The organism is Algihabitans sp. (assembly GCF_965226985.1).
Lineage (GTDB): Bacteria > Pseudomonadota > Alphaproteobacteria > Kiloniellales > DSM-21159 > Algihabitans.
Window position 1 is genome coordinate 4365518 of record NZ_OZ245712.1, and the last position, 19357, is coordinate 4384874.

Genomic DNA, 19357 nt, shown 5'->3' on the forward strand with positions numbered 1-19357 from the left:
TTCTGCGACATCCCATGAGAGAGAAGAAAGGAACCACAGCATGCCGGTTGCGCTGCGTAAACGCGTTCTGGTCACGGGAGGCGCTGGCTTCCTCGGCTCGCATCTCTGCGAACGGCTTCTAACCGATGGCTGCGAGGTGCTCTGCGTCGATAATTTCTTCACGGGGCGTCGCGAGAACATCGCTCATTTGATGTCCGCGCCCTACTTCGAGATGTTGCGTCACGACGTGACCTTCCCGCTCTATGTCGAGGTCGACGAGATTTACAATCTCGCCTGCCCAGCCTCGCCGATTCACTATCAGTTCGACCCGGTGCAGACTACGAAGACCAGCGTCCATGGGGCGATCAACATGCTGGGCCTGGCGAAGCGGGTGAAGGCGAAGATTCTCCAAGCTTCGACGTCCGAGGTCTATGGAGACCCGCAACTCCATCCGCAGCCCGAGAGCTACCGCGGCAGCGTCAATCCGGTGGGGCCGCGTGCCTGCTATGACGAAGGCAAGCGCTGTGCCGAGACGCTGTTCTTCGACTACTATCGCCAGCACGACCTCAACATTCGGGTCGCGCGGATTTTCAACACCTATGGGCCGCGGATGCTGCCGAACGACGGCCGTGTCGTTTCGAACTTCATCGTTCAAGCCCTCAAAGGGGAGAACATCACGGTCTACGGCGACGGCTCGCAGACCCGCTCCTTCTGTTACGTTGACGATCTCGTGGACGGTCTGGTGCGTCTCATGAACGCTCCGGACGAGGTGACCGGACCCGTCAACATCGGAAACCCGAGGGAGATGACCATTCTCGAGCTGGCCCAGCGTGTCATCGACCTCACCGGCTCCTCCAGTCAGGTCGTGCTGCGGCCTCTGCCGCAGGACGACCCTCTGCAGCGGCAGCCTGATATCACCCTGGCCAAGAAAGCGTTGGGTTGGAAGCCGACGATCGAATTGGAGACGGGGCTGGAGTCTACCGTTGCCTACTTCCGCGACCTGCTCGCCGTGGAGTTGGCGGAGGCTCACCCGATTGCCGAAGTCGCCGAGTAACTGGCAACCGGTAAGTTGAACCGACCTTTACGAAGGTCACAAAGCGCGATGAGTTGATCTCATCGCGCTTTGTCTTTTTGGGGACAGCGGCTTCGTGAAGCCGGGTGGTTCGTATCAGGTTTTGGCAGATTGCCAACGCCAAGCGTGTTCCACCATCTCCTCGATCGCGGAGAAGCGGGGCCGGAAGCCCAGTTCGGCGCGCGCGCGCGCCGAATCCGCGACGAGTTTCGGCGGGTCGCCGGGTCGTCGGTCTGCTTTACGCACCGGCACACCTAGGCCCGTGACGCGTTCCGCTGCCGCTATGACGTCCAGGACGGAGTTGGCGCGTTCTGCGCCCAGGTTGAAGACACCTGACCCGCCGCCATCCAACAGGCGGCTGAGCGCCGCAACGTGCGCATCGGCCAGATCGCAGACGTGAACGTAGTCGCGCTGGCAGGTTCCGTCCGGCGTCGGGTAGTCCGTGCCGAAGATGTCCAGTGCACCCACCCGGCCCTGTGCGGCCATCAGAACGCGCGGAATCAGATGGGGCTCCGGGTCGTGATCCTCGCCGATCTCCAAGTCAGGATCGGACCCGGCCGCGTTGAAGTAACGCAGGGCTACCCATTCCAGGTCGCCGGCCTTGCCGGCGTCGGTCAGGGCCGATTCGATCATCAGCTTGGTCCGGCCGTAAGGGTTGATTGGATCCTTTGGAAGATCTTCGGATATCACCGCTGCACCAGGCTGTCCGAAGATCGCACAGGTGCTTGAGAATACCAGTGCCCGGATCTGAAACAGCTTGAGAGCGTTCAGCAGCGTCAGGGTGCCGGCGACGTTGTTGTCGTAGTAAGACAAAGGATCCGTAACGGACTCGCCGACGTAGGCGAAGGCTGCGAAGTGAAGCGCTCCGACCGGCCTGTGGTGCGACAGCGCCCGGCCTAAAGCGGCCGGGTCGCGGATATCGCCGACCTCCAGAGGGCCCCAGCGCACAGCGCTTCGATGGCCTCGTGAGAGGTTGTCGAAGACGACAGGCAGATAGCCGGCCGCGGCCAGCGCCTTGCACACATGACTTCCGACATAACCGGCGCCGCCGGTCACGAGCACACGCGGTTTTTCCGAAAGATTCGCCATTGCGGGTGTCCCTTGTTCGCGATGTCGGGACGGTTTTGCCCCGCGAGGCTTAACCCTATGGCAAAGCTTGCAGGGCCAAGCTGAGCGAAGGCTGTGGCGCCGAGGGGCGCGCAAGGGGGACAAAGTTATGCAGGTGCAAGCGGGGCCGGTTGCCTTCGGGACAACTTTGGACTGGACCGAGCAGGATCCGCAGGTTCTGCGGGCTACGGGTGCGGATGACGTCGTTGACGAGGGGGCGCCCTGGTCCCCTCCTATTCTCATCTGGGCTCTTCTGGGGGCCGTGTCCTGGCTGCCGATCTTGCTCTGTTTCTACTTTTTGCTGCGGTAGAACAAGGCTTTAGCGGCCGCTCAGTCGGCTGCGGGTTCGATTGCTCCTCTGTGCCCCGCCTGTGACCGTTTGACGGCCTTCCAAGGCCACCCCTTTTTCACGAAGACAGCTTCCCGTCGTCTCGGCTGCTGCCTGTAGCCTTTCGACCATGCTGGTGAAGACTCTCAAGATAGGCGCGCCTCGCGTCACGCAAGAGGCTGGCGGAAGCCGCCTGGACGTCGAGATTTGCGGCGAACCTCTCTTCGTCAGAGCGAACGTACCTTTGGCGGAGAGCAGCGAGGCTCTGGTCGCGGCCTTCTATCTGGTCGCTCAGCACTACAATGCGGCCCTGAAGGTTGAGGGCGAGCTCGATCCGCTGTTTCGGCAGAACGTTCCGGCCGTGGCCGCTTTCGCCGAACGGCATCTGCGCCTGCCCGGCAGCACGGTCGAAGCGCGCTCGAAGTCTGGGAAAACCAAGCAGGCTGGGGCGAGTGCAGCTTTCTTCACAGAAGGGTTAGAGTCGCTTTATACCCTTGCCCGGCGGACGGCGGAGCTCGATGCGCTCATCCACGTGACCGGACTCGACAGACCCGGCCGTGATGCTGCTGCCAGCCAACGCCATCTCCAGAATCTGCGGCGACTGACCGAGATATCCGGTCAGTTCCTCATCGAGATGGAGACGAATCTTCGCGATCTGCGGCTGTTCCGCTCTGTGAGTTGGGAGATCACACGCAGCGCTGCCTTCGGCGCGATGGCGCAGTGTCTGGCAGGGCAGGTGGGTCACATCCTGGTTCCGGTGAGCGATGTCGGGAGCTTCGGCGGTAGCTTACCTTGGGGTTCTCACCCGTTGCTGATTGAAAGTTGGTCGTCCAGCGCGGTCGAGATTCTTTGCGACACGTCTCCCGCAAGCTGGATCGACAAGATCGCAGTGCTCGGCAGCTACCCGCCTGCTCTGGACTATCTGCAGGTCTGCGACCGCAATGACGAATCGGGTGGCAACTACGGCAATTGCGAGATTTCCGTCCGGACGATGGCGGCTCTTCATATCGTCGGAGGTCTGGCTGCCGCTCGAACCCTTCCTCACGACAGATTGGTCGAGCGAATCCGCGCCTTGCCGCCTTTGACGCCGCAACAGCGGCGCGCCTGGCAGACGCTGCTCGATCATCCGAAGTCAGGCGATTTGGCTGCGGCTATCAAAAACAAACTCGAGGAAACGCCCTTAGCGCCGGCCCTGACGTCGGCCCCTGTGGTTTTCGCGGCCTCCGCCATCAGTGCCTCTCGGTTGACGTGGCAGATCAAGAATTTCCGGTTGGTCGGCCAGATGCTTCGCTGAGCCAGCATGGCGGCCGAACAGGGTGCTTCAAGAGTGTCTGAATGAAGTGAACCGACGGCCTGCGTGCCGTCTTTCTGAATAATGAAGGGGATTGAGCGATGCGCGTAGCGGTGATCGGGACGGGCTACGTCGGTTTGGTGTCGGGGGCCTGCTTTTCGGAGTTCGGCACGCAGGTGGTCTGTGTCGACAAGGACGTGGAGAAGATCGCGCGGCTGCAGGGCGGTGAGATCCCGATCTACGAGCCCGGCCTGGAGGATTTGGTGGCCCAGAACGTCGGCGCCGGCCGGCTGTCCTTCACCACCGACCTGGCCGCCGCGGTCGAGGGCGCAGACGCCGTCTTCATCGCGGTCGGCACCCCCTCGCGGCGCGGCGACGGCCATGCCGACCTCTCCTTCGTCTTCGCCGCCGCCGAGGAGGTGGCCCGCGCCCTGCCGGCCGCCGGCGCCGGCTTCACCTGCATCGTGACCAAGTCGACCGTGCCGGTCGGCACCGGCCGGCGGGTCGCCGAGGTGCTGGCACGAACCCGCCCCGACCTGGCGCTGGGCCGCGACTACGACGTGGCCTCCAACCCCGAGTTCCTGCGCGAGGGCTCGGCCATCGAGGACTTCATGCGCCCCGACCGGGTGGTGATCGGGGCCGAGAGCGAGGCGGCGCGGGACTGCCTCAAGGCGCTCTACCGGCCGCTCTACCTGAACGAAACGCCGATCGTCTCCACCCGCCTGGAGACGGCCGAGTTGATCAAGTACGCCGCCAACGCCTTCCTGGCGGTCAAGATCACCTTCATCAACGAGATCGCCGACCTCTGCGAGCAGGTCGGCGGCGACGTGCAGCAGGTGGCCCGCGGCATCGGGCTGGACGGCCGGATCGGCGCCAAGTTCCTGCATGCCGGCCCCGGCTACGGCGGCTCCTGCTTCCCCAAGGACACCCTGGCCCTGGTGCGCACCGCCCAGGAGGCCGAGGCGCCGCTGCGCATCGTCGAGACCACCGTCGAGGTCAACGAGGCCCGCAAGGCCGCCATGGCCGAGCGGGTGGTCGCCTTCCTCGGCGACGCCGAGGCCGCCGGCTCCAACCAAACCGGCCCCAACCAAACCGCAACGCTGGCCGGCAAGACCGTCGGCCTGCTCGGCCTGACCTTCAAGCCCAACACCGACGATATGCGCGAGGCCCCCGCCCTGGCCATCGTCCCGCGCCTGCAGGCCGCCGGCGCCAGCATCCGCGCCTACGACCCCGAGGGCATGAGCGAGGCCAAGAAGCTGCTCGACGACGTCGCCTGGTGCGCCGACCCCTACGAAACCGCAGAGGGCGCCGACTGCCTGGTCCTGCTCACCGAGTGGAACGCCTTCCGCAACCTCGACCTCGACCGCCTCAAGGCACTCATGACGCAGCCAGCCCTCGTCGACCTGCGAAACGTCTACGACCCAGAAAGACTCAAACAAGCTGGTTTCAAATACTCCGGTATCGGACGCGGGCGGAGCCGGTCCGCCGAACCCGCACATCTCACAGTCGTCTCCGACCGTCTCGCAGGGTGAAGGATTCGGCAGAGTAAAGGACTAGAGAGCCATGGTGGATCGCTCAGTGACCAAGATCGTTCCTGTCGTGTTGTCGGGTGGCTCCGGTACGCGCCTCTGGCCACTGTCGCGTCGGAGCTTCCCGAAACAGTTCGTCGATCTACTCGGGGGCGACCCTCTCTTCCGGAGAACTCTTCGGCGGGTTTCCGACAGCCGTATTTTCGCGCCGCCCATCGTCGTCTGCAATCTGGAGCACCGTTTCTTGGTAGCCGAGGAACTGCGTCAGGCCGATCTGGAGGCCGCCGCGATTTTGTTGGAGCCTGAGGGGCGCAACACGGCGCCGGCCGCAGCGATCGCAGCTTTGGTAGCACAGAAGGAGGATCCCGCCGCCGTTTTGGCCCTGCTGCCGGCCGACCACCTCGTCGCCGAAGCCGCGGTCTTGTCCAGCCTGCTACAGCGGGCTGCGGCTGTTGCCGCTGGACCAGGGGCCTTCGAAACCGGGGACACTACCGGTCGACTGGTAACCTTTGGCATCGTGCCGGACCGCCCGGAGACGGGTTACGGTTACATCCAGGTTGGCCAGGCGCTGCAGGGAGAGGCTGCGGGAGTCGCTGGTGCTTGCGAGGTGTGCGCTTTCGTCGAGAAGCCCGATGCGGAGACTGCGGCCGGTTACTTGGCCGAGGGCGACTATCTCTGGAACAGCGGGATGTTCGTGGTCAGCGCTGCCCAGCTGCTGCGAGAAATGCGCCGTCATTGCCCGGAGGTGCTTACGGCCGCCGAGGCCGCCTTGGCGGGAGCGCAAGCGGATCTCGATTTCTTGCGACTGGAGGCCTCTGCGTTTGCGTCGGCGCCGTCCATCTCGCTCGACTATGCGGTGATGGAACGCACTGAACATGCGGCGGTCATCCCGGCGGAGGTGGGGTGGCACGATCTTGGGGCCTGGCCGGCGCTTTGGTCCGTCGCGGCGAAGGACGGCAATGGCAATGCGGTGATGGGCGAGGCGCATCTGACCGAGGTGCGCAACAGCTACCTTCGGGCGGATGACGGGCGTCTGATCGCGGCCTTGGGCGTTGAGAACTTGATCGTGGTTTCGACTCACGATGCCTTGTTGGTGGCGCCGCGGGCACGAGCAGCGGAGATCGGCGACTTGGCGAAGCGGTTGACCGCCGCGGGACGGCCCGAGGCAACGGACCCCAAGGTTATCCGAAGACCCTGGGGCAGTTACGAAACGCTGGTGGAGGCCGATGGATTCAAGGTCAAACGGATCGTCGTACAGCCCGAAGGCCGGCTCTCGCTGCAGTATCATCATCATCGTTCGGAGCACTGGGTCGTGGTCTCCGGCGAAGCCGAGGTGACGCTGGGTGAAAGGATCTTCTTGCTCGGTCCGGATCGCTCGACCTACGTCCCCCAGGGCACACGTCACCAGCTCTATAATCCGGGTCATGAGGCTCTGGTTATTATTGAGGTTCAATGCGGGACCTATCTGGGGGAGGACGACATCGTTCGTCTCGCCGACCTCTATGGACGCAGCGAGTCCGACTCAGGTGTGACTCCCACTCTTACGGCGTCCTGACGTTTTGACCTTTCAGGCGAGTGGGCTTCTACCCAACGCAAGATGGCGCTAAGCCATTAATTGGCCGCCGTTGACCTCGATGACCTGACCGGTGATGTAGCCGGAGGCTTCGGGCGATGCGAGAAACAGATAGCTGCCGACACAGTCGGCTGCTGTTCCGAGCCGTTTCATGGGAATCGCCGCCGCCGTGGCCTCCAGCTTCTCCGGGCTCGAATAGCGCCGGTGGAAATCAGTCATGATGGTTCCGGGCGACACTGCATTGACCCGGATGCCGTCCGGTGCGAGTTCCCGCGCCAGAGCGCGTGTATGGGTCGTGACGAAGGCTTTTGCCGCCGAGTAGATTGAGGAGCCCGGGCTTCCGCCGGTACGGGCGGAGATCGACACGGTGTTGACGATAGAGGCGGCTGAGGAATCGCGGAGAAAGGGAATCGCCGCTGTCGAAAGCAAGACGACCGAGCGGGCGTTCAGGTCGGTCACGGCGTCGTAGTGCCCCGCGGTCATCTCGGCGGCCGGCATGCGCCCCAGCATTGTGCCGGCGTTGTTGATCAGCAGATCCAGTCCGCCGAGGGTATCGGCTGCCGCCTTGACGAGGCGGCCTGCGCTTTCGGCTGCTGCAAGGTCCGCCGCGATCAACGTGACGCGAGCGGCTTCCTCGGGCGTCAGATCTGGAAAGACGTCTTGCCGTTCGCGCTCGGCAACGCCCGCATGGGCGACTACGGAGGCGCCGCAGGCCAACAGCGCGCGCGCGACGGCCTGACCGATTCCTCGGCCGGCTCCCGTCACGAGCGCCTGGCGGCCGGCGAAGAGATCCCTGTGGAACGGCAGTGTCATGGCAGCGTCGTCCTTTTTCGTTTTCAAACCGGTCGGTCGTCTTATGCTAGCGGTAAATGAGGGAGGAGGCGTTCCGGACCCCTTGCCGGAGCAGCCAGGGGCGTATGTTGATCGACCGGCAAAATCAGATTCTCGAGATCGCGAAACACAGCGGGCGGGTTGCTGTCGAGGAGTTATCGACTCAGTTCGGGGTATCGGCTCAGACCATCCGGAAGGATCTTAACGACCTCTGCGAGCGTGGTCTCCTCGACCGCATACACGGTGGGGCAATCATCGGCTCTACCGTCGAAAATGTCGGCTACGAGGCACGGCGTTTGATCGCACGCGATGCGAAGCAGGCGATCGGGCAGGCGGCGGCTCGGCTGGTTCCCAACGACTCCTCGATCCTGATCAACATCGGCACTACCACCGAGGAGGTCGCCAAGGCTCTCAGGGATCACGTCGGAATTCTGGCGATCACTAACAACATCAACGTGGCCAATACCCTGCGCACCCATCCCAAGCACGAGGTGATCATCGCCTCCGGCGTCGTGCGGCGCTCGGATGGCGGGATTGTCGGCGATGCGGCAGTCGAGTTCATTCGGCGCTTCAAGGTCGACTATGCCGTGATCGGAGTTTCGGCGATTGAAGCGAACGGCGACCTGATGGACTACGACTATCGCGAGGTCAGCGTCGCGCGCACGATCATGGCGAATGCGCGCAAGGTTATTTTGGTCGCCGACGCCACGAAGTTTGAGCGCACGGCTCCGGTGCGCATTGCTCCGATCTCGGCCATCGACGTCTTCGTGACTGACCATCTGCCGGGATCCGCGCTCCGCGCAACTCTTGCCGAGGCCAATGTGAAGCTTATCGAGGCGTGCGCCGCATCATAGGCCAGCCGTGTCTAGCGGCCTGTATAGTTCAAGTGCCTGTTATACAAGATAGATTTCTGCAAGTCCGCTTCCCGAAGCGCCGCTGGGTTGGCTTCACAGCGGCTATGAGTCTTGCGATATTGTTTTCGATTCCAGAAAAATCGAAAGTCAATTGCTCAGTTGATTTTCGATTTTCGAAAATTTAGTCTGATTCCTGTGCATGAAACGAAATCCGCTGCACCGGAGATGTCTCTGGGAAAACGACAGCGCGACTGAACTCATGTGCGGGGAGCGGACCTTTGAAGACCTTCGATATCCTCGTCATCGGTGGCGGCGTTAACGGGTGCGGTATCGCGCGCGACGCCGTTGGGCGCGGATACTCGGTCTTGCTGTGCGAGCAGAGCGATCTCGGGGGTGGCACCTCGGCGGCCTCGACCAAGCTGGTGCACGGCGGCTTGCGCTACCTCGAGCACTACGAGTTCCGGCTGGTGCGCGAGTCGCTGATCGAGCGCGAAGTCCTGCTCCGGATGGCGCCGCACATTATCTGGCCGCTACGTTTCGTCCTGCCGCATCACAAGGGCCTGCGCCCAGCCTGGCTGCTGAGGCTCGGTCTCTTCCTCTACGACCACTTGGGCGGGCGCAAGCTTCTGCCGCCGACGCGGGTGCGCGATCTTCGCCGCGACCCCGAAGGCGTTCCTCTGACGGACGCCTACAGCAAAGGTTTTGAGTATTCCGACTGCTGGGTAGAGGACTCGCGCCTGGTGGTGCTCAACGCCATGGACGCGGCCGAACGGGGAGCGGAAGTTCGCGTCGGTACCCGTTGTGCCGAAGCGCGCCGCGACGGTGCTGTCTGGCAGGTCGTTCTGGAGGATGCGGAAGGGCATCGCGAGACAGTGTCGGCACGGCTGCTGGTCAACGCGGCCGGCCCCTGGGTCGACAAGGTGCTCAGTGCCACACTCGGCTCCAACGCCCCGCGCAAGGTTCGCCTGGTGCAGGGCAGTCACATCGTCTTGCCCCGGCTCTTCGCGCATGAGAAGGCCTACATCTTCCAGAACGCTGACGGCCGAATCATCTTCGCTATTCCCTATGAACGCGACTTCACCTTGGTGGGAACCACCGACCGCGATTGGGACGGCGACCCCGGAGAGGTGGAGATCAGCGCCGAGGAAGTCTCCTATCTCTGCGCCGCGGTCAGCGAGTACCTCCAGGAAACGGTGACGCCGGAGCAGGTTGTCTGGACCTATTCGGGGGTCCGTCCGCTCTATGACGACGGTGCCTCCAAGGCTCAGGAGGCGACGCGCGACTACGTGCTGACGCTCGAACGAGGTCCTGACGGCGCTTCCGGTCCGGCGTTGCTGAATATCTTCGGCGGTAAGATCACCACCTATCGACGGTTGGCCGAAGCGGCCCTGACCAAGCTGCAGGAAGCCCTTCCAGTCAAGGGCCAAGCCTGGACGGCCGGAACGACGCTGCCGGGCGGCGATTTCGATGTCGAGGGCTTCGAGGTGCTGGTCGCGCGTCTGATAAAGGACTACCCTTTCCTGCAGCCTGCGATGGCACAGCGTCTGGCTCGCGCTTACGGGACGCGTAGCTGGCAGCTTCTCGGTCAAGCCAGCTCGGCCTCCGATCTGGGGCGCTTGTTCGGTGCCGATCTGACGGAGAAGGAGGTCGATTACCTGATGCGCGCGGAGTGGGCGCGGTGTGCTTCCGACGTCGTCTGGCGCCGTAGCAAGCTGGGCTTGCGCATGACGCAACCGGAGATCGCTGCGCTCGACGACTGGATGGTCGAGCGGGTTCGGACACTGGACCTGGACCCCCGCCTGCAGGTGGCAGGTTAGGAGAGGGCCCATGGCGCTGGAACTGATCGAGATCGGCAAGACCGTCGCCGAACAACCGCACATCTCGGACGTCTCACTGCGTTTGGAACGGGGCAGTCTCAACGTTCTGCTAGGCCCGACGCTTTCGGGAAAGACCAGTCTCATGCGCCTGATGGCGGGTCTCGACAAACCGACGTCCGGCCGGCTGGTGATGGAGGGGCGCGATCTCACGGGCGTCCCCGTTCGTCAGCGCAACGTGGCCATGGTGTACCAGCAGTTCATCAACTACCCGACCTTGACGGTTTACGAGAACATCGCCTCGCCTCTGAAGGTGGCGGGCGCGGACAAGGCGACGATCGAGGCGGAAGTTGGCAAGGCTGCCGAGCTCTTGCGCCTGACGCCCATGCTGGATCGCACCCCGCTGGAGCTGTCGGGCGGTCAGCAGCAGCGCACGGCCATCGCTCGGGCCCTGGTGAAGGGGGCCGAGCTGGTGTTGCTGGACGAGCCTCTTGCGAACCTCGACTACAAGCTGCGGGAAGAACTGCGCGCCGAGCTGCCGCGTATCTTCCAGGAGTCGGGTGCAATCTTCGTCTATGCGACGACCGAGCCGAGCGAAGCCCTGCTTCTGGGCGGCAAGACCGCGGCTCTCCACGAAGGCCGCGTCGCACAGTTCGGGCCCACCGCCGAGGTTTATCGCCACCCGGGCAACCTGACCACAGCGCGCGCCTTCTCGGACCCGCCGTTGAACGTGGTACGGGTGGAAAAGCGCGACGGACGCCTGCGCTCGCAGGACGGCTTGCTGGATTTTGCGGCTGCCGGCGTAGCGGCCGGCGGGCTGGCCGATCTGCCGGATGGTGGCTACAGCTTGGGTTTTCGCCCGCACCATCTGCATCTTGACGCACCGCACGCCGACGCAGTGGCGGTGACAGCATCAGTTGCCGTGTCCGAGATCACCGGATCGGAAAGCTTCGTCCACGTCGATTTCGGTGCAGAGCGCTGGGTTGCCATTTGGCACGGAGTTCATGAATTGCCGGTGGACAGCGAGATTCAGGTTTGGATCGACCCTGCGCGCGTTTTCGTCTTCGATCTCGAAGAGCGCCTGATCGTCGCGCCGACGCGAGCGGAGGCCGCCTGAGCACAAAATGGCACGGATCGACCTTCAGGGCCTCGCCCACGCCTACAAACCGAACCCAAAGAGTGAGCAGGACTTCGCCCTGAAGCGGCTCGACCACGTCTGGCAGGACGGTGGTGCCTACGCGTTGCTCGGCCCGTCGGGCTGCGGCAAGACCACCTTGTTGAACATCATTTCCGGTCTCGTCACGCCGACTGAGGGGCGCATCCTTTTCGATGGCGAGGATGTCACGGCACTGCCGACTCAGCAGCGCAACATCGCTCAGGTTTTTCAGTTTCCCGTCATCTACGACACTATGACGGTTTATGAGAATCTGGCTTTCCCGCTGAAGAATCGGAAGCTGCCCGAGGCCGAAATTGACGCTCGGGTGCGAGAGATCGCGGGAATGCTGGAGCTGAGCGAGTCTCTGACCCGTAAGGCGCGTGGCTTAACCGCCGATGCCAAGCAGAAGATCTCGCTCGGGCGCGGCTTGGTACGGGCCGACACGTCGGCGATCCTCTTCGACGAGCCTTTGACGGTTATCGACCCTCATCTCAAATGGCTGCTGCGGTCTCAACTGAAGCACCTGCATCGGCGTTTCGACTTTACGATGATCTACGTGACTCACGACCAGACGGAGGCGCTGACCTTCGCCGACAAGGTGGTCGTGATGTACGAGGGCGAGGTGGTCCAGGTCGGCACGCCGGAGGAGTTGTTCGAGCGGCCGGCGCACACCTTTGTCGGCTACTTTATCGGCTCGCCGGGGATGAACATCCTGCCTGCCGAGATCGAGGGCGACCGAGCCCGCGTCTCCGGTCACGAAATCGCGTTGGCCGGGCGTTTCGCACGGCCGTCCGGCACGACCAAGGTCGAGATCGGGATCCGTCCGGAATTCCTGCGGATTGCGCGGAACGGGGAGGCTGGCGGGGTACCGGCGGCTTTACAGTCGGTCGAGGACATCGGCCGCTACCGGATCGCACGTGCGCGCCTGGGCGACCGGGAAATTGCAGTGATGTGCGGAGAGCAGGAAGAGATTCCGGCAGACGGTCTGCAGATCGTCTTCGATCCGCAGCGGGTGAACGTCTATGCGGATGGACACCGCGTCGAGGGGGAGGCCTAAACGGCGCCATGGAGAAAACGCAGAACAACAAGGCCTGGCTTTTCGTTCTGCCTGTGCTGGTGCTGGTCGCTTTCTCGGCCGTCATTCCGCTGATGACGGTGGTCAACTATTCGGTCCAGGACACCTTTGGGAACAACGTCTTCTTCTGGGCCGGGCTGGAATGGTACGTCCAGGTTCTGGAGTCTGAGCGGTTCCACCAGGCGCTTCTTCGACAGTTCCTCTTCACCGGTACAATCTTGGCGATCCAGATACCGCTCGGAATCGCCGTTGCGCTCGCCATGCCGCGTAAGGGGTGGGGCGTACCGGTCTGTTTGGTGCTGATGGCGCTGCCGCTCCTGATTCCCTGGAACGTGGTCGGTACGATCTGGCAGATCTTCGGGCGGGTCGACATCGGTCTGCTCGGTCACACGCTCTTCAACCTCGGCATCGACTACAACTACACCCAGGATCCGGTGGATGCCTGGATCACGGTCGTGGTCATGGATGTCTGGCATTGGACGAGCCTGGTCGTCTTGCTTTGCTATGCCGGCCTGGTCTCGATCCCAGATGCCTATTATCAGGCGGCAAAGATCGACGGCGCTTCGCGCTGGGCCGTGTTCCGCTACATCCAGCTTCCCAAGATGCATCGGGTGTTGCTGATCGCCATCCTGCTGCGCTTCATGGACAGCTTCATGATCTATACCGAGCCCTTTGTGGTGACTGGCGGCGGGCCCGGCAGTGCGACCAGCTTCCTGTCGATTGATCTGGTGAAGATGGCCATCGGACAGTTCGATCTCGGCCCGGCTGCGGCCATGTCGATCATCTACTTCCTGATTATCCTGGCGCTGTCCTACGTCTTCTACACCGTCATGACCAATCTGGACCGGGAGCGGTAGGACGGATGGTGGAAACGACCTCTCCAACAGCCGCGCGGCGGCATTCGGCAGGGGCGAGCGCTCGCTCCGCCTCGGTTCCTCAGGGGCGCAGGATCCCGCTCAGCTGGCTGGTGCCGACGCTCTACATCGTCTTCCTGCTGCTGCCGATCTATTGGCTGTTCAACATGTCGCTACAGACGAACGAGGAGATTCTCTCCTCCTTCACGCTCTGGCCGCAGGAACCGACGCTCGCGAACTACCGGGAAATCTTCACCAATCCGGCCTGGTACACGGGTTACATCAACTCGATCACCTACGTGGTTATGAATACGGTGATTTCCGTCGCCGTGGCGCTGCCGGCTGCCTACGCCTTCTCGCGCTACCGCTTCCTGGGTGACAAGCATCTCTTCTTCTGGCTGCTGACCAACCGCATGGCGCCGCCGGCAGTCTTCGCGCTGCCGTTCTTCCAGCTCTATTCGTCGATCGGTCTGTTTGATACCCACATCGCCGTGGCGCTCGCTCACTGTCTCTTCAACGTCCCTTTGGCCGTCTGGATCCTGGAGGGCTTCATGTCGAGCGTACCGAAGGAGATCGATGAGACGGCCTACATCGACGGCTACTCCTTCCCGAAGTTCTTCGTGAAGATCTTCATGCCCTTGATCGCCAGCGGTATCGGCGTCGCGGCCTTCTTCTGCTTCATGTTCTCCTGGGTCGAACTGCTGCTGAGTCGGACGCTGACCTCGGTCGATGCCAAGCCGATCGCCGCGACGATGACCCGAACGGTCAGTGCCGCCGGCATGGATTGGGGGGTGCTCGCCGCAGCGGGTATCCTGACCATCGTGCCTGGGGCGCTCGTCATCTATTTCGTCCGCAACTACATCGCCAAGGGCTTTGCCCTCGGGCGGGTCTAGGCTGACGGCAAAGGGGGCTGCGTCGATGGATCTTTCCTGGATGGCCTGGACTTGGCCGACCGCGATTTTCTTCGTGACGATCGCCGTCTTGCTGCTTGGCATGGGCGCTTGGGAATACGTCAGGCCGGGCGGCGGTCCACGTGTCGGGATTCTCGGCTTCGAAACCACGCGCGGCGACCGGCTGTTTATCAGTCTGCTCGGCTCGGCCTTCATCTCTTTGGCTTGGCTGGGACTTCTCGGCCCGCCGGTCTGGGGTGCACTGATCGTTTGCCTGCTCTATGCGGTCGCGGTGTTCCGCTTTGCATGACTGGGTTCGAAACTCCGCTCAGGGCGCCGGCGTCCAGTGCGGGAAGCAAAGAAGCGTTTAACTTGGGAGGAACAGCAATGAGACGACATCTGACCACAGCGGTCGCCACGGCGGCGCTGATGGCATTGGCCACGCCCGGCCATGCCGACATGGAGGCGGCGCGGGCCTTCCTCGATGCGGAGATCGGCGAGCTCTCCACCCTGTCGCGAGCCGAGCAGGAAGCCGAGATGCAGTGGTTCATCGACGCTGCCGCGCCCTTCAGCGGGATGGAGATCAGCGTGGTGTCGGAGACCATCACCACGCACAAGTACGAGTCCGAAGTTTTGGCGCCGGCCTTCAGCGCCATCACGGGAATCCGGGTCACGCACGACCTGATCGGCGAAGGCGACGTCATCGAGCGGCTGCAGACTCAGATGCAGACCGGTGAAAACATCTACGACATGTACGTCAACGATTCCGATCTGATCGGAACCCATTGGCGTTATCAGCAGGTCCGTAACTTGACCGACTGGATGGCGGGCGAGGGCGCCGACGTTACGAATCCCGATCTCGATATCGAGGACTTCGTCGGCATCAGCTTCACTACGGCACCGGACGGCAAGATCTATCAGCTGCCGATCCAGCAGTTCGCGAACCTCTATTGGTTCCGCTACGACTGGTTCACCGATCCCGAGATCATGGCCGACTTCCGCGAGCAGTACGGCTACGAGCTGGGCGTGCCGGTCAACTGGTCGGCCTACGAAGACATTGCCGAATTCTTCACCGGTCGCGAGATCGACGGCCAGGAGGTCTTCGGACATATGGACTACGGTCGGCGCGACCCCTCGCTGGGCTGGCGCTTCACCGACGCCTGGCTGTCGATGGCCGGAGCCGGGGACACCGGTATTCCCAACGGCGTTCCGGTCGACGAGTGGGGCATTCGCGTCGATGAGAATTCGCGGCCGGTCGGTTCCTGCGTTGCGCGTGGCGGGGCGACCAACGGCCCGGCGGCCGTTTACTCGGTCGACAAGTACGTCGAGTGGCTGCGTAACTTCGCGCCGCCGGAAGCGCCCGGCATGACCTTCTCCGAGGCCGGCCCCGTTCCGGCCCAGGGCAATGTCGCTCAGCAGATCTTCTGGTACACCGCCTTCACGGCCGACATGGTCGCCGATGGTCTGCCCGTGGTGAACGAGGACGGCACGCCGAAGTGGCGTATGGCGCCCTCTCCGCGCGGTGCCTATTGGGAAGATGGCATGAAGCTGGGCTACCAGGATGCCGGCTCCATCACGCTGCTGCAGTCGACGCCGGTGGACCGGGCCCAGGCCGCCTGGCTCTACGCCCAGTTCATCGCCTCCAAGACCGTCGACGTGAAGAAGTCGCATGTCGGACTGACCTTCGTGCGCGAATCCACCATTCGCCACGACAGCTTCACCGAGCGGGCTCCCAACCTCGGCGGTTTGGTAGAGTTCTACCGCTCGCCGGCGCGCGTGCAGTGGACCCCGACCGGGACCAACGTGCCGGACTATCCGCGTTTGGCGCAGCTCTGGTGGCAGTCCATTGGCGACGCCTCGTCCGGGGCCGCCACGGCTCAGGAAGCCATGGACCGGCTTTGCGCCGAACAGGAGCGGGTGCTGGAGCGTCTGGAGCGCTCTGGCGTACTCGGCGACATCGGTCCGCTGATGAACGAGCCGCGCGATCCCGAAGAGTGGTTCGCCGAAGCGGGCGCACCGAAGCCGCGCCTCGAAAATGAAGATCCCGAGCCGATCACCGTGAACTACGACGAGTTGGTCAAGTCCTGGCAGGACGCCAGCGCGCAGTAGAGCTTCCGGCTTTCGAGCGGTTTCGATCAACCGCTTCTACGAAAGACTTGGGGCCGGGTGGCGATGCCACCCGGCCCCTTTTCGTTCCGCTGCGGGTCGCGACCGCTCCCAGTTCAGCCCTCTTGAGGTCTGGCCTCTTCGGAGGCGGGGCCACCTCGGCTGCGGCGGTCGGCCATGAACTGGTCGAACTCCGCCTTGTCGCGAGCGTGGCGCAGCCGTTCCAGGAAGTCCTGGAACTCCTTCTGCTCGTCCTCCAGCCGCCGAAGAGTGTCTTCGCGGTACTCGTCGAAGGCTCTGTTGCCGCTCGACCCCTTGCTGCCATCCAGCCCATACCAGCGCCCACGCGCCTTACCGAATTCTCCAAACCCGTCTCGTTTCCAAAAGCCCATGCGTCCGCTCCAGATCATGTATCCAAGAAGGGCCAGCCCGATCGGCCAGAAAAGAATGAAGCCCAGCACCATGACGGCGATCCAGGCGGGCTTCCCGAAGCTGTCGAGCTTCGCTGCGATATCCATGCCGCATGCTCCAGGTAATGTTAATGTTATTGACATTCACATAAGTTGGACGTCACTGGCCAGCTTTCAAGAGATGGAACTGACGGTTTTCGCCCTGCCGCCGCTTTTTCGATTGGCGGGCAGGGTTTCCGATGGTGTTTCAGGGCTTGGCGGCGTCCAGTCCAAGGCCTTGTAGATAGATCAGCATGGCGGCCTCCAGCAGATCCTCCGGGCTCATCGGCAGACTGCGCCGGCTGGTATCGCCGCGGGCGAACAGGGAGGCGATTCCGTGGGACGTCGCCCAGATGTGCAGTGCCATCATCAGAGCCGGTGGGCGGCTTTCCCTCGGCAAGCTCGCGCAGAGGGCCTCGGAGGCCGTGCGGACGACGGCGAAGGCGCGGTCCGATGCCTTGCGAAGCTCGGGGTGGTCGGAGGCCGGCACGCCGGCTTCGAACATCGCCGAATAGTAGGCGGGTTCCGTGCGCGCGAAAGCGAGATAGGCTTTACCCAGATTGCTGAAGGCCGTGCGCGGGTCCGGCCGCCCGTCGTTCCAGGCCGTTGCCAGGAAGGCTTCGAAGCGTTCGAAGCCCTGATGTGCGACATCGGCCAGAAGGGCGTCTCGGTCGCGAAAGTGACGGTAGGGCGCGGCCGGACTGACGCCAGCCGAACGAGCCGCCTCGGCGAAGGTAAAGCCGGCCGGTCCCTTGGATGCGATCAGGTCGAGCGCGGCCTGAACCAGCGCCTCGCGCAGGTTGCCATGATGGTAGCTCCGACGTGGCATGGGCCCCTTCGACTCCAGATCAGCAGACCGCACTTCATGTAAAGCTGATTCACATAGGCGGCAACGACAGTCGTCTGCCTGCAGCGCCGAAGGCTATCGGCGGAGCGCCGATAACGCGGCAGGTCGCTCTGTCGCATCCAGCCGGTCGGTCGGGCGGGGACGAGTCTGGCCCGTCGTCCTATCGGCTGCCGAGATTTATCCTCTGGATACGACTTTAATTCTTTCGTGGAATCAGGGCCTTGCGAGGTTCCTCCTGCGATACCTCAAAATTGTTAGTTCCATCGCCTGCGTCTGCGGCTTATGAGGTATGTCTATGTTTTTTTTGCTAAGCATTAGTGCTTTCGTAAGATAACTTTGTAGTGGGGTTTCGATCTGGCGCTTCGTGCGCTGGGATGCAGGCATTGGATGGGGATGGGCTGATGGTCAGAATGACGGATTACGCAACCGAGCTGGGCGAATTGGATGCAAGGCTTGCAAACGCTCCCGATGCCCGGACGCGCCTGCGGCGCATGACGGATGCTCTGCTGCGTGCACACCCTGAACTGGCGGCCGACGAGGCGATCTATCTTGTCCGCTGGTGGGCGGGTGAGCCAAGCGATATGCGAGCCGCAAGCTAAGCTCTTCCGCTTACGACGACTCTCTGAGGCCTTAGGACGCTTGCGCCAGAGCCAAGCCGTCTTTGGTGGCGAGATAGACGATCACCGTGAGAGGGTCGGCCGGCAAATACTCGCTGGTGGTTGTTCCGAGGCCGGCTTCGGTCAACCACTCCGCGATGGCGTCCTCGGCAAATCCCAGCCAGCGGTGAGCGTGCTCGGCGCGCAGACGTTCCTCTTTGTGAGGTGCGAAATCCACGATGATCAGGCGGCCGCCGGGTTTTAGGACACGGGCGGCCTCGGCTATGGCGCGTGCCGGGTCGGCGGCGTAGTGCAGAACCATGTGCAGCGTGGCGAGATCGAAGGTGCTGCTGGGTAGCGGTAACTGGGTCATGTCGCCGTGCCGCACCTCTACGTGACGCAGTCCCTGGCGTTCCAGAGTCGCCCGCGCGACCGTCAGCATCTCGCGGCTGGTATCGATGCCGATGCCTCGCTCGGCCCGTTCGGCCAGAAGCCCGAGAATGCGACCGGTCCCAGTTCCGATATCGACGATCTCGCCCAGCGGTCCGGGCGGAAGCTGCCGTTGCAGCGCGGCTTCCACCTTGGCTTCGTCGATGTAGAGGCGGCGGATCGAATCCCATTCGCCGGCAGCTCTGCGGAAATAGGCCTCTGCCTGAGCCGCCCTCTGGCTCTGCACTTCTGCCAAACGTGCGAGATCGAGAGCGATCTGTGTGTCGGCCGAATCCAGCCGGGCGATCAGATCGCCGGCTAAGGTGCGGCGGAGTTGCTGCGGCGGTAGGTGGTAAAGCGCCCAGTTTCCCTCGCGCTGCCGGCTGATCAATCCCGCTTCGACCAGGATCTTGAGATGACGGGACACGCCTGGCTGGGATTGCCCGACGATCACGCAGAGCTCGGTGACGTTAAGTTGTGCTTGGGCCAGAAGGTTGGCGATGCGCAGCCGGGTCGGATCCGCGAGCGCGCGCGCCTCTCGCATCATGCCTTCGAGATTTAGGGTCTCGCTCAACGC

The 19357-nt window shown here is 63.1% G+C and carries 19 protein-coding genes; 14 read left to right on the top strand and 5 right to left on the bottom strand.

The window, feature by feature from the left end:
* Positions 1–40 precede the first annotated feature (40 nt).
* On the top strand, positions 41–1033 hold the full coding sequence (locus ACO054_RS20060; RefSeq protein WP_421708358.1) for a UDP-glucuronic acid decarboxylase family protein: 993 nt from the start codon (positions 41–43) through the stop codon (positions 1031–1033).
* Between the two features lie 114 nt (positions 1034–1147).
* Here the strand turns inward: ACO054_RS20060 and galE are convergent, their stop codons facing one another.
* A complete protein-coding gene (galE, locus tag ACO054_RS20065; protein ID WP_421708359.1) occupies positions 1148–2140 on the bottom strand; it encodes a UDP-glucose 4-epimerase GalE in 993 nt (330 codons plus the stop codon).
* Positions 2141–2267: 127 nt separating this feature from the next.
* On the opposite strand from galE, the gene ACO054_RS20070 reads away from it, so the two are divergent.
* The 4 genes from ACO054_RS20070 (at position 2268) to ACO054_RS20085 (ending at position 6861) form a co-directional block, all read left to right on the top strand.
* Complete coding sequence (locus tag ACO054_RS20070) at positions 2268–2468, top strand: hypothetical protein (RefSeq protein ID WP_421708360.1); 201 nt, start codon at positions 2268–2270, stop codon at positions 2466–2468.
* 379 nt (positions 2469–2847) lie between these two features.
* Positions 2848–3780: a hypothetical protein gene (locus tag ACO054_RS20075; RefSeq protein WP_421708361.1), complete on the top strand. Its 933-nt coding sequence runs from the start codon at positions 2848–2850 to the stop codon at positions 3778–3780.
* A gap of 98 nt (positions 3781–3878) precedes the next feature.
* A complete protein-coding gene (locus ACO054_RS20080) occupies positions 3879–5309 on the top strand; it encodes a UDP-glucose dehydrogenase family protein (protein WP_421708362.1) in 1431 nt (476 codons plus the stop codon).
* Positions 5310–5340: 31 nt separating this feature from the next.
* Positions 5341–6861: a mannose-1-phosphate guanylyltransferase/mannose-6-phosphate isomerase gene (locus ACO054_RS20085; RefSeq protein WP_421708363.1), complete on the top strand. Its 1521-nt coding sequence runs from the start codon at positions 5341–5343 to the stop codon at positions 6859–6861.
* A 48-nt stretch (positions 6862–6909) separates the two neighbouring features.
* Here the strand turns inward: ACO054_RS20085 and ACO054_RS20090 are convergent, their stop codons facing one another.
* Positions 6910–7692, bottom strand: coding sequence for an SDR family NAD(P)-dependent oxidoreductase (locus tag ACO054_RS20090; RefSeq protein ID WP_421708364.1), 783 nt, complete (start codon positions 7690–7692; stop codon positions 6910–6912).
* A gap of 104 nt (positions 7693–7796) precedes the next feature.
* Here ACO054_RS20090 and ACO054_RS20095 point away from each other — a divergent pair, with 104 nt between their 5' ends.
* The 8 genes from ACO054_RS20095 (at position 7797) to ACO054_RS20130 (ending at position 16462) form a co-directional block, all read left to right on the top strand.
* Complete coding sequence (locus tag ACO054_RS20095; RefSeq protein ID WP_421708365.1) at positions 7797–8564, top strand: DeoR/GlpR family DNA-binding transcription regulator; 768 nt, start codon at positions 7797–7799, stop codon at positions 8562–8564.
* A 278-nt stretch (positions 8565–8842) separates the two neighbouring features.
* Positions 8843–10381 carry a glycerol-3-phosphate dehydrogenase gene (gene glpD, locus ACO054_RS20100; protein WP_421708366.1) on the top strand — a complete coding sequence of 513 codons (1539 nt, stop codon included), beginning with the start codon at positions 8843–8845 and terminating at the stop codon, positions 10379–10381.
* 10 nt (positions 10382–10391) lie between these two features.
* Entirely contained in the window at positions 10392–11495 is a 1104-nt protein-coding gene (locus ACO054_RS20105) for an ABC transporter ATP-binding protein (RefSeq protein WP_421708367.1), read from the top strand.
* Between the two features lie 7 nt (positions 11496–11502).
* Positions 11503–12591 carry an ABC transporter ATP-binding protein gene (locus ACO054_RS20110; protein WP_421708368.1) on the top strand — a complete coding sequence of 363 codons (1089 nt, stop codon included), beginning with the start codon at positions 11503–11505 and terminating at the stop codon, positions 12589–12591.
* An 8-nt stretch (positions 12592–12599) separates the two neighbouring features.
* The gene (locus tag ACO054_RS20115) at positions 12600–13466 is read left to right on the top strand and encodes a carbohydrate ABC transporter permease (protein ID WP_421708369.1); all 867 of its coding nucleotides are present in this window, start codon (positions 12600–12602) and stop codon (positions 13464–13466) included.
* A gap of 5 nt (positions 13467–13471) precedes the next feature.
* A complete protein-coding gene (locus ACO054_RS20120) occupies positions 13472–14356 on the top strand; it encodes a carbohydrate ABC transporter permease (RefSeq protein WP_421708370.1) in 885 nt (294 codons plus the stop codon).
* Between the two features lie 25 nt (positions 14357–14381).
* The gene (locus tag ACO054_RS20125; RefSeq protein ID WP_421708371.1) at positions 14382–14663 is read left to right on the top strand and encodes a DUF2160 domain-containing protein; all 282 of its coding nucleotides are present in this window, start codon (positions 14382–14384) and stop codon (positions 14661–14663) included.
* 77 nt (positions 14664–14740) lie between these two features.
* A complete protein-coding gene (locus ACO054_RS20130) occupies positions 14741–16462 on the top strand; it encodes an ABC transporter substrate-binding protein (protein ID WP_421708372.1) in 1722 nt (573 codons plus the stop codon).
* Between the two features lie 113 nt (positions 16463–16575).
* On the opposite strand, the gene ACO054_RS20135 is transcribed toward ACO054_RS20130, so the two are convergent.
* Positions 16576–16977 carry a DUF2852 domain-containing protein gene (locus tag ACO054_RS20135; RefSeq protein ID WP_421708373.1) on the bottom strand — a complete coding sequence of 134 codons (402 nt, stop codon included), beginning with the start codon at positions 16975–16977 and terminating at the stop codon, positions 16576–16578.
* 139 nt (positions 16978–17116) lie between these two features.
* Positions 17117–17737 carry a TetR/AcrR family transcriptional regulator gene (locus ACO054_RS20140; RefSeq protein WP_421708374.1) on the bottom strand — a complete coding sequence of 207 codons (621 nt, stop codon included), beginning with the start codon at positions 17735–17737 and terminating at the stop codon, positions 17117–17119.
* A gap of 428 nt (positions 17738–18165) precedes the next feature.
* Here ACO054_RS20140 and ACO054_RS20145 point away from each other — a divergent pair, with 428 nt between their 5' ends.
* On the top strand, positions 18166–18354 hold the full coding sequence (locus ACO054_RS20145) for a hypothetical protein (RefSeq protein WP_421708375.1): 189 nt from the start codon (positions 18166–18168) through the stop codon (positions 18352–18354).
* 31 nt (positions 18355–18385) lie between these two features.
* Here the strand turns inward: ACO054_RS20145 and ACO054_RS20150 are convergent, their stop codons facing one another.
* Positions 18386–19354: an ArsR/SmtB family transcription factor gene (locus tag ACO054_RS20150; protein WP_421708376.1), complete on the bottom strand. Its 969-nt coding sequence runs from the start codon at positions 19352–19354 to the stop codon at positions 18386–18388.
* Between the last annotated feature and the right edge of the window lie 3 nt (positions 19355–19357).

What these genes read in the sequence shown, in the direction of transcription:
- ACO054_RS20080 (WP_421708362.1), top strand. Translation starts at nt 3,879, where the DNA reads ATGCGCGTAGCGGTGATCGGGACGGGCTACGTCGGTTTGGTGTCGGGG.
- ACO054_RS20060 (WP_421708358.1), top strand. Translation starts at nt 41, where the DNA reads ATGCCGGTTGCGCTGCGTAAACGCGTTCTGGTCACGGGAGGCGCTGGC.
- ACO054_RS20105 (WP_421708367.1), top strand. Translation starts at nt 10,392, where the DNA reads ATGGCGCTGGAACTGATCGAGATCGGCAAGACCGTCGCCGAACAACCG.
- ACO054_RS20090 (WP_421708364.1), bottom strand. Translation starts at nt 7,692, where the DNA reads ATGACACTGCCGTTCCACAGGGATCTCTTCGCCGGCCGCCAGGCGCTC.
- ACO054_RS20070 (WP_421708360.1), top strand. Translation starts at nt 2,268, where the DNA reads ATGCAGGTGCAAGCGGGGCCGGTTGCCTTCGGGACAACTTTGGACTGG.
- ACO054_RS20140 (WP_421708374.1), bottom strand. Translation starts at nt 17,737, where the DNA reads ATGCCACGTCGGAGCTACCATCATGGCAACCTGCGCGAGGCGCTGGTT.
- ACO054_RS20085 (WP_421708363.1), top strand. Translation starts at nt 5,341, where the DNA reads ATGGTGGATCGCTCAGTGACCAAGATCGTTCCTGTCGTGTTGTCGGGT.
- ACO054_RS20095 (WP_421708365.1), top strand. Translation starts at nt 7,797, where the DNA reads ATGTTGATCGACCGGCAAAATCAGATTCTCGAGATCGCGAAACACAGC.
- ACO054_RS20115 (WP_421708369.1), top strand. Translation starts at nt 12,600, where the DNA reads ATGGAGAAAACGCAGAACAACAAGGCCTGGCTTTTCGTTCTGCCTGTG.
- ACO054_RS20120 (WP_421708370.1), top strand. Translation starts at nt 13,472, where the DNA reads ATGGTGGAAACGACCTCTCCAACAGCCGCGCGGCGGCATTCGGCAGGG.
- ACO054_RS20145 (WP_421708375.1), top strand. Translation starts at nt 18,166, where the DNA reads ATGACGGATTACGCAACCGAGCTGGGCGAATTGGATGCAAGGCTTGCA.
- ACO054_RS20125 (WP_421708371.1), top strand. Translation starts at nt 14,382, where the DNA reads ATGGATCTTTCCTGGATGGCCTGGACTTGGCCGACCGCGATTTTCTTC.
- ACO054_RS20130 (WP_421708372.1), top strand. Translation starts at nt 14,741, where the DNA reads ATGAGACGACATCTGACCACAGCGGTCGCCACGGCGGCGCTGATGGCA.
- ACO054_RS20110 (WP_421708368.1), top strand. Translation starts at nt 11,503, where the DNA reads ATGGCACGGATCGACCTTCAGGGCCTCGCCCACGCCTACAAACCGAAC.
- ACO054_RS20135 (WP_421708373.1), bottom strand. Translation starts at nt 16,977, where the DNA reads ATGGATATCGCAGCGAAGCTCGACAGCTTCGGGAAGCCCGCCTGGATC.
- galE (WP_421708359.1), bottom strand. Translation starts at nt 2,140, where the DNA reads ATGGCGAATCTTTCGGAAAAACCGCGTGTGCTCGTGACCGGCGGCGCC.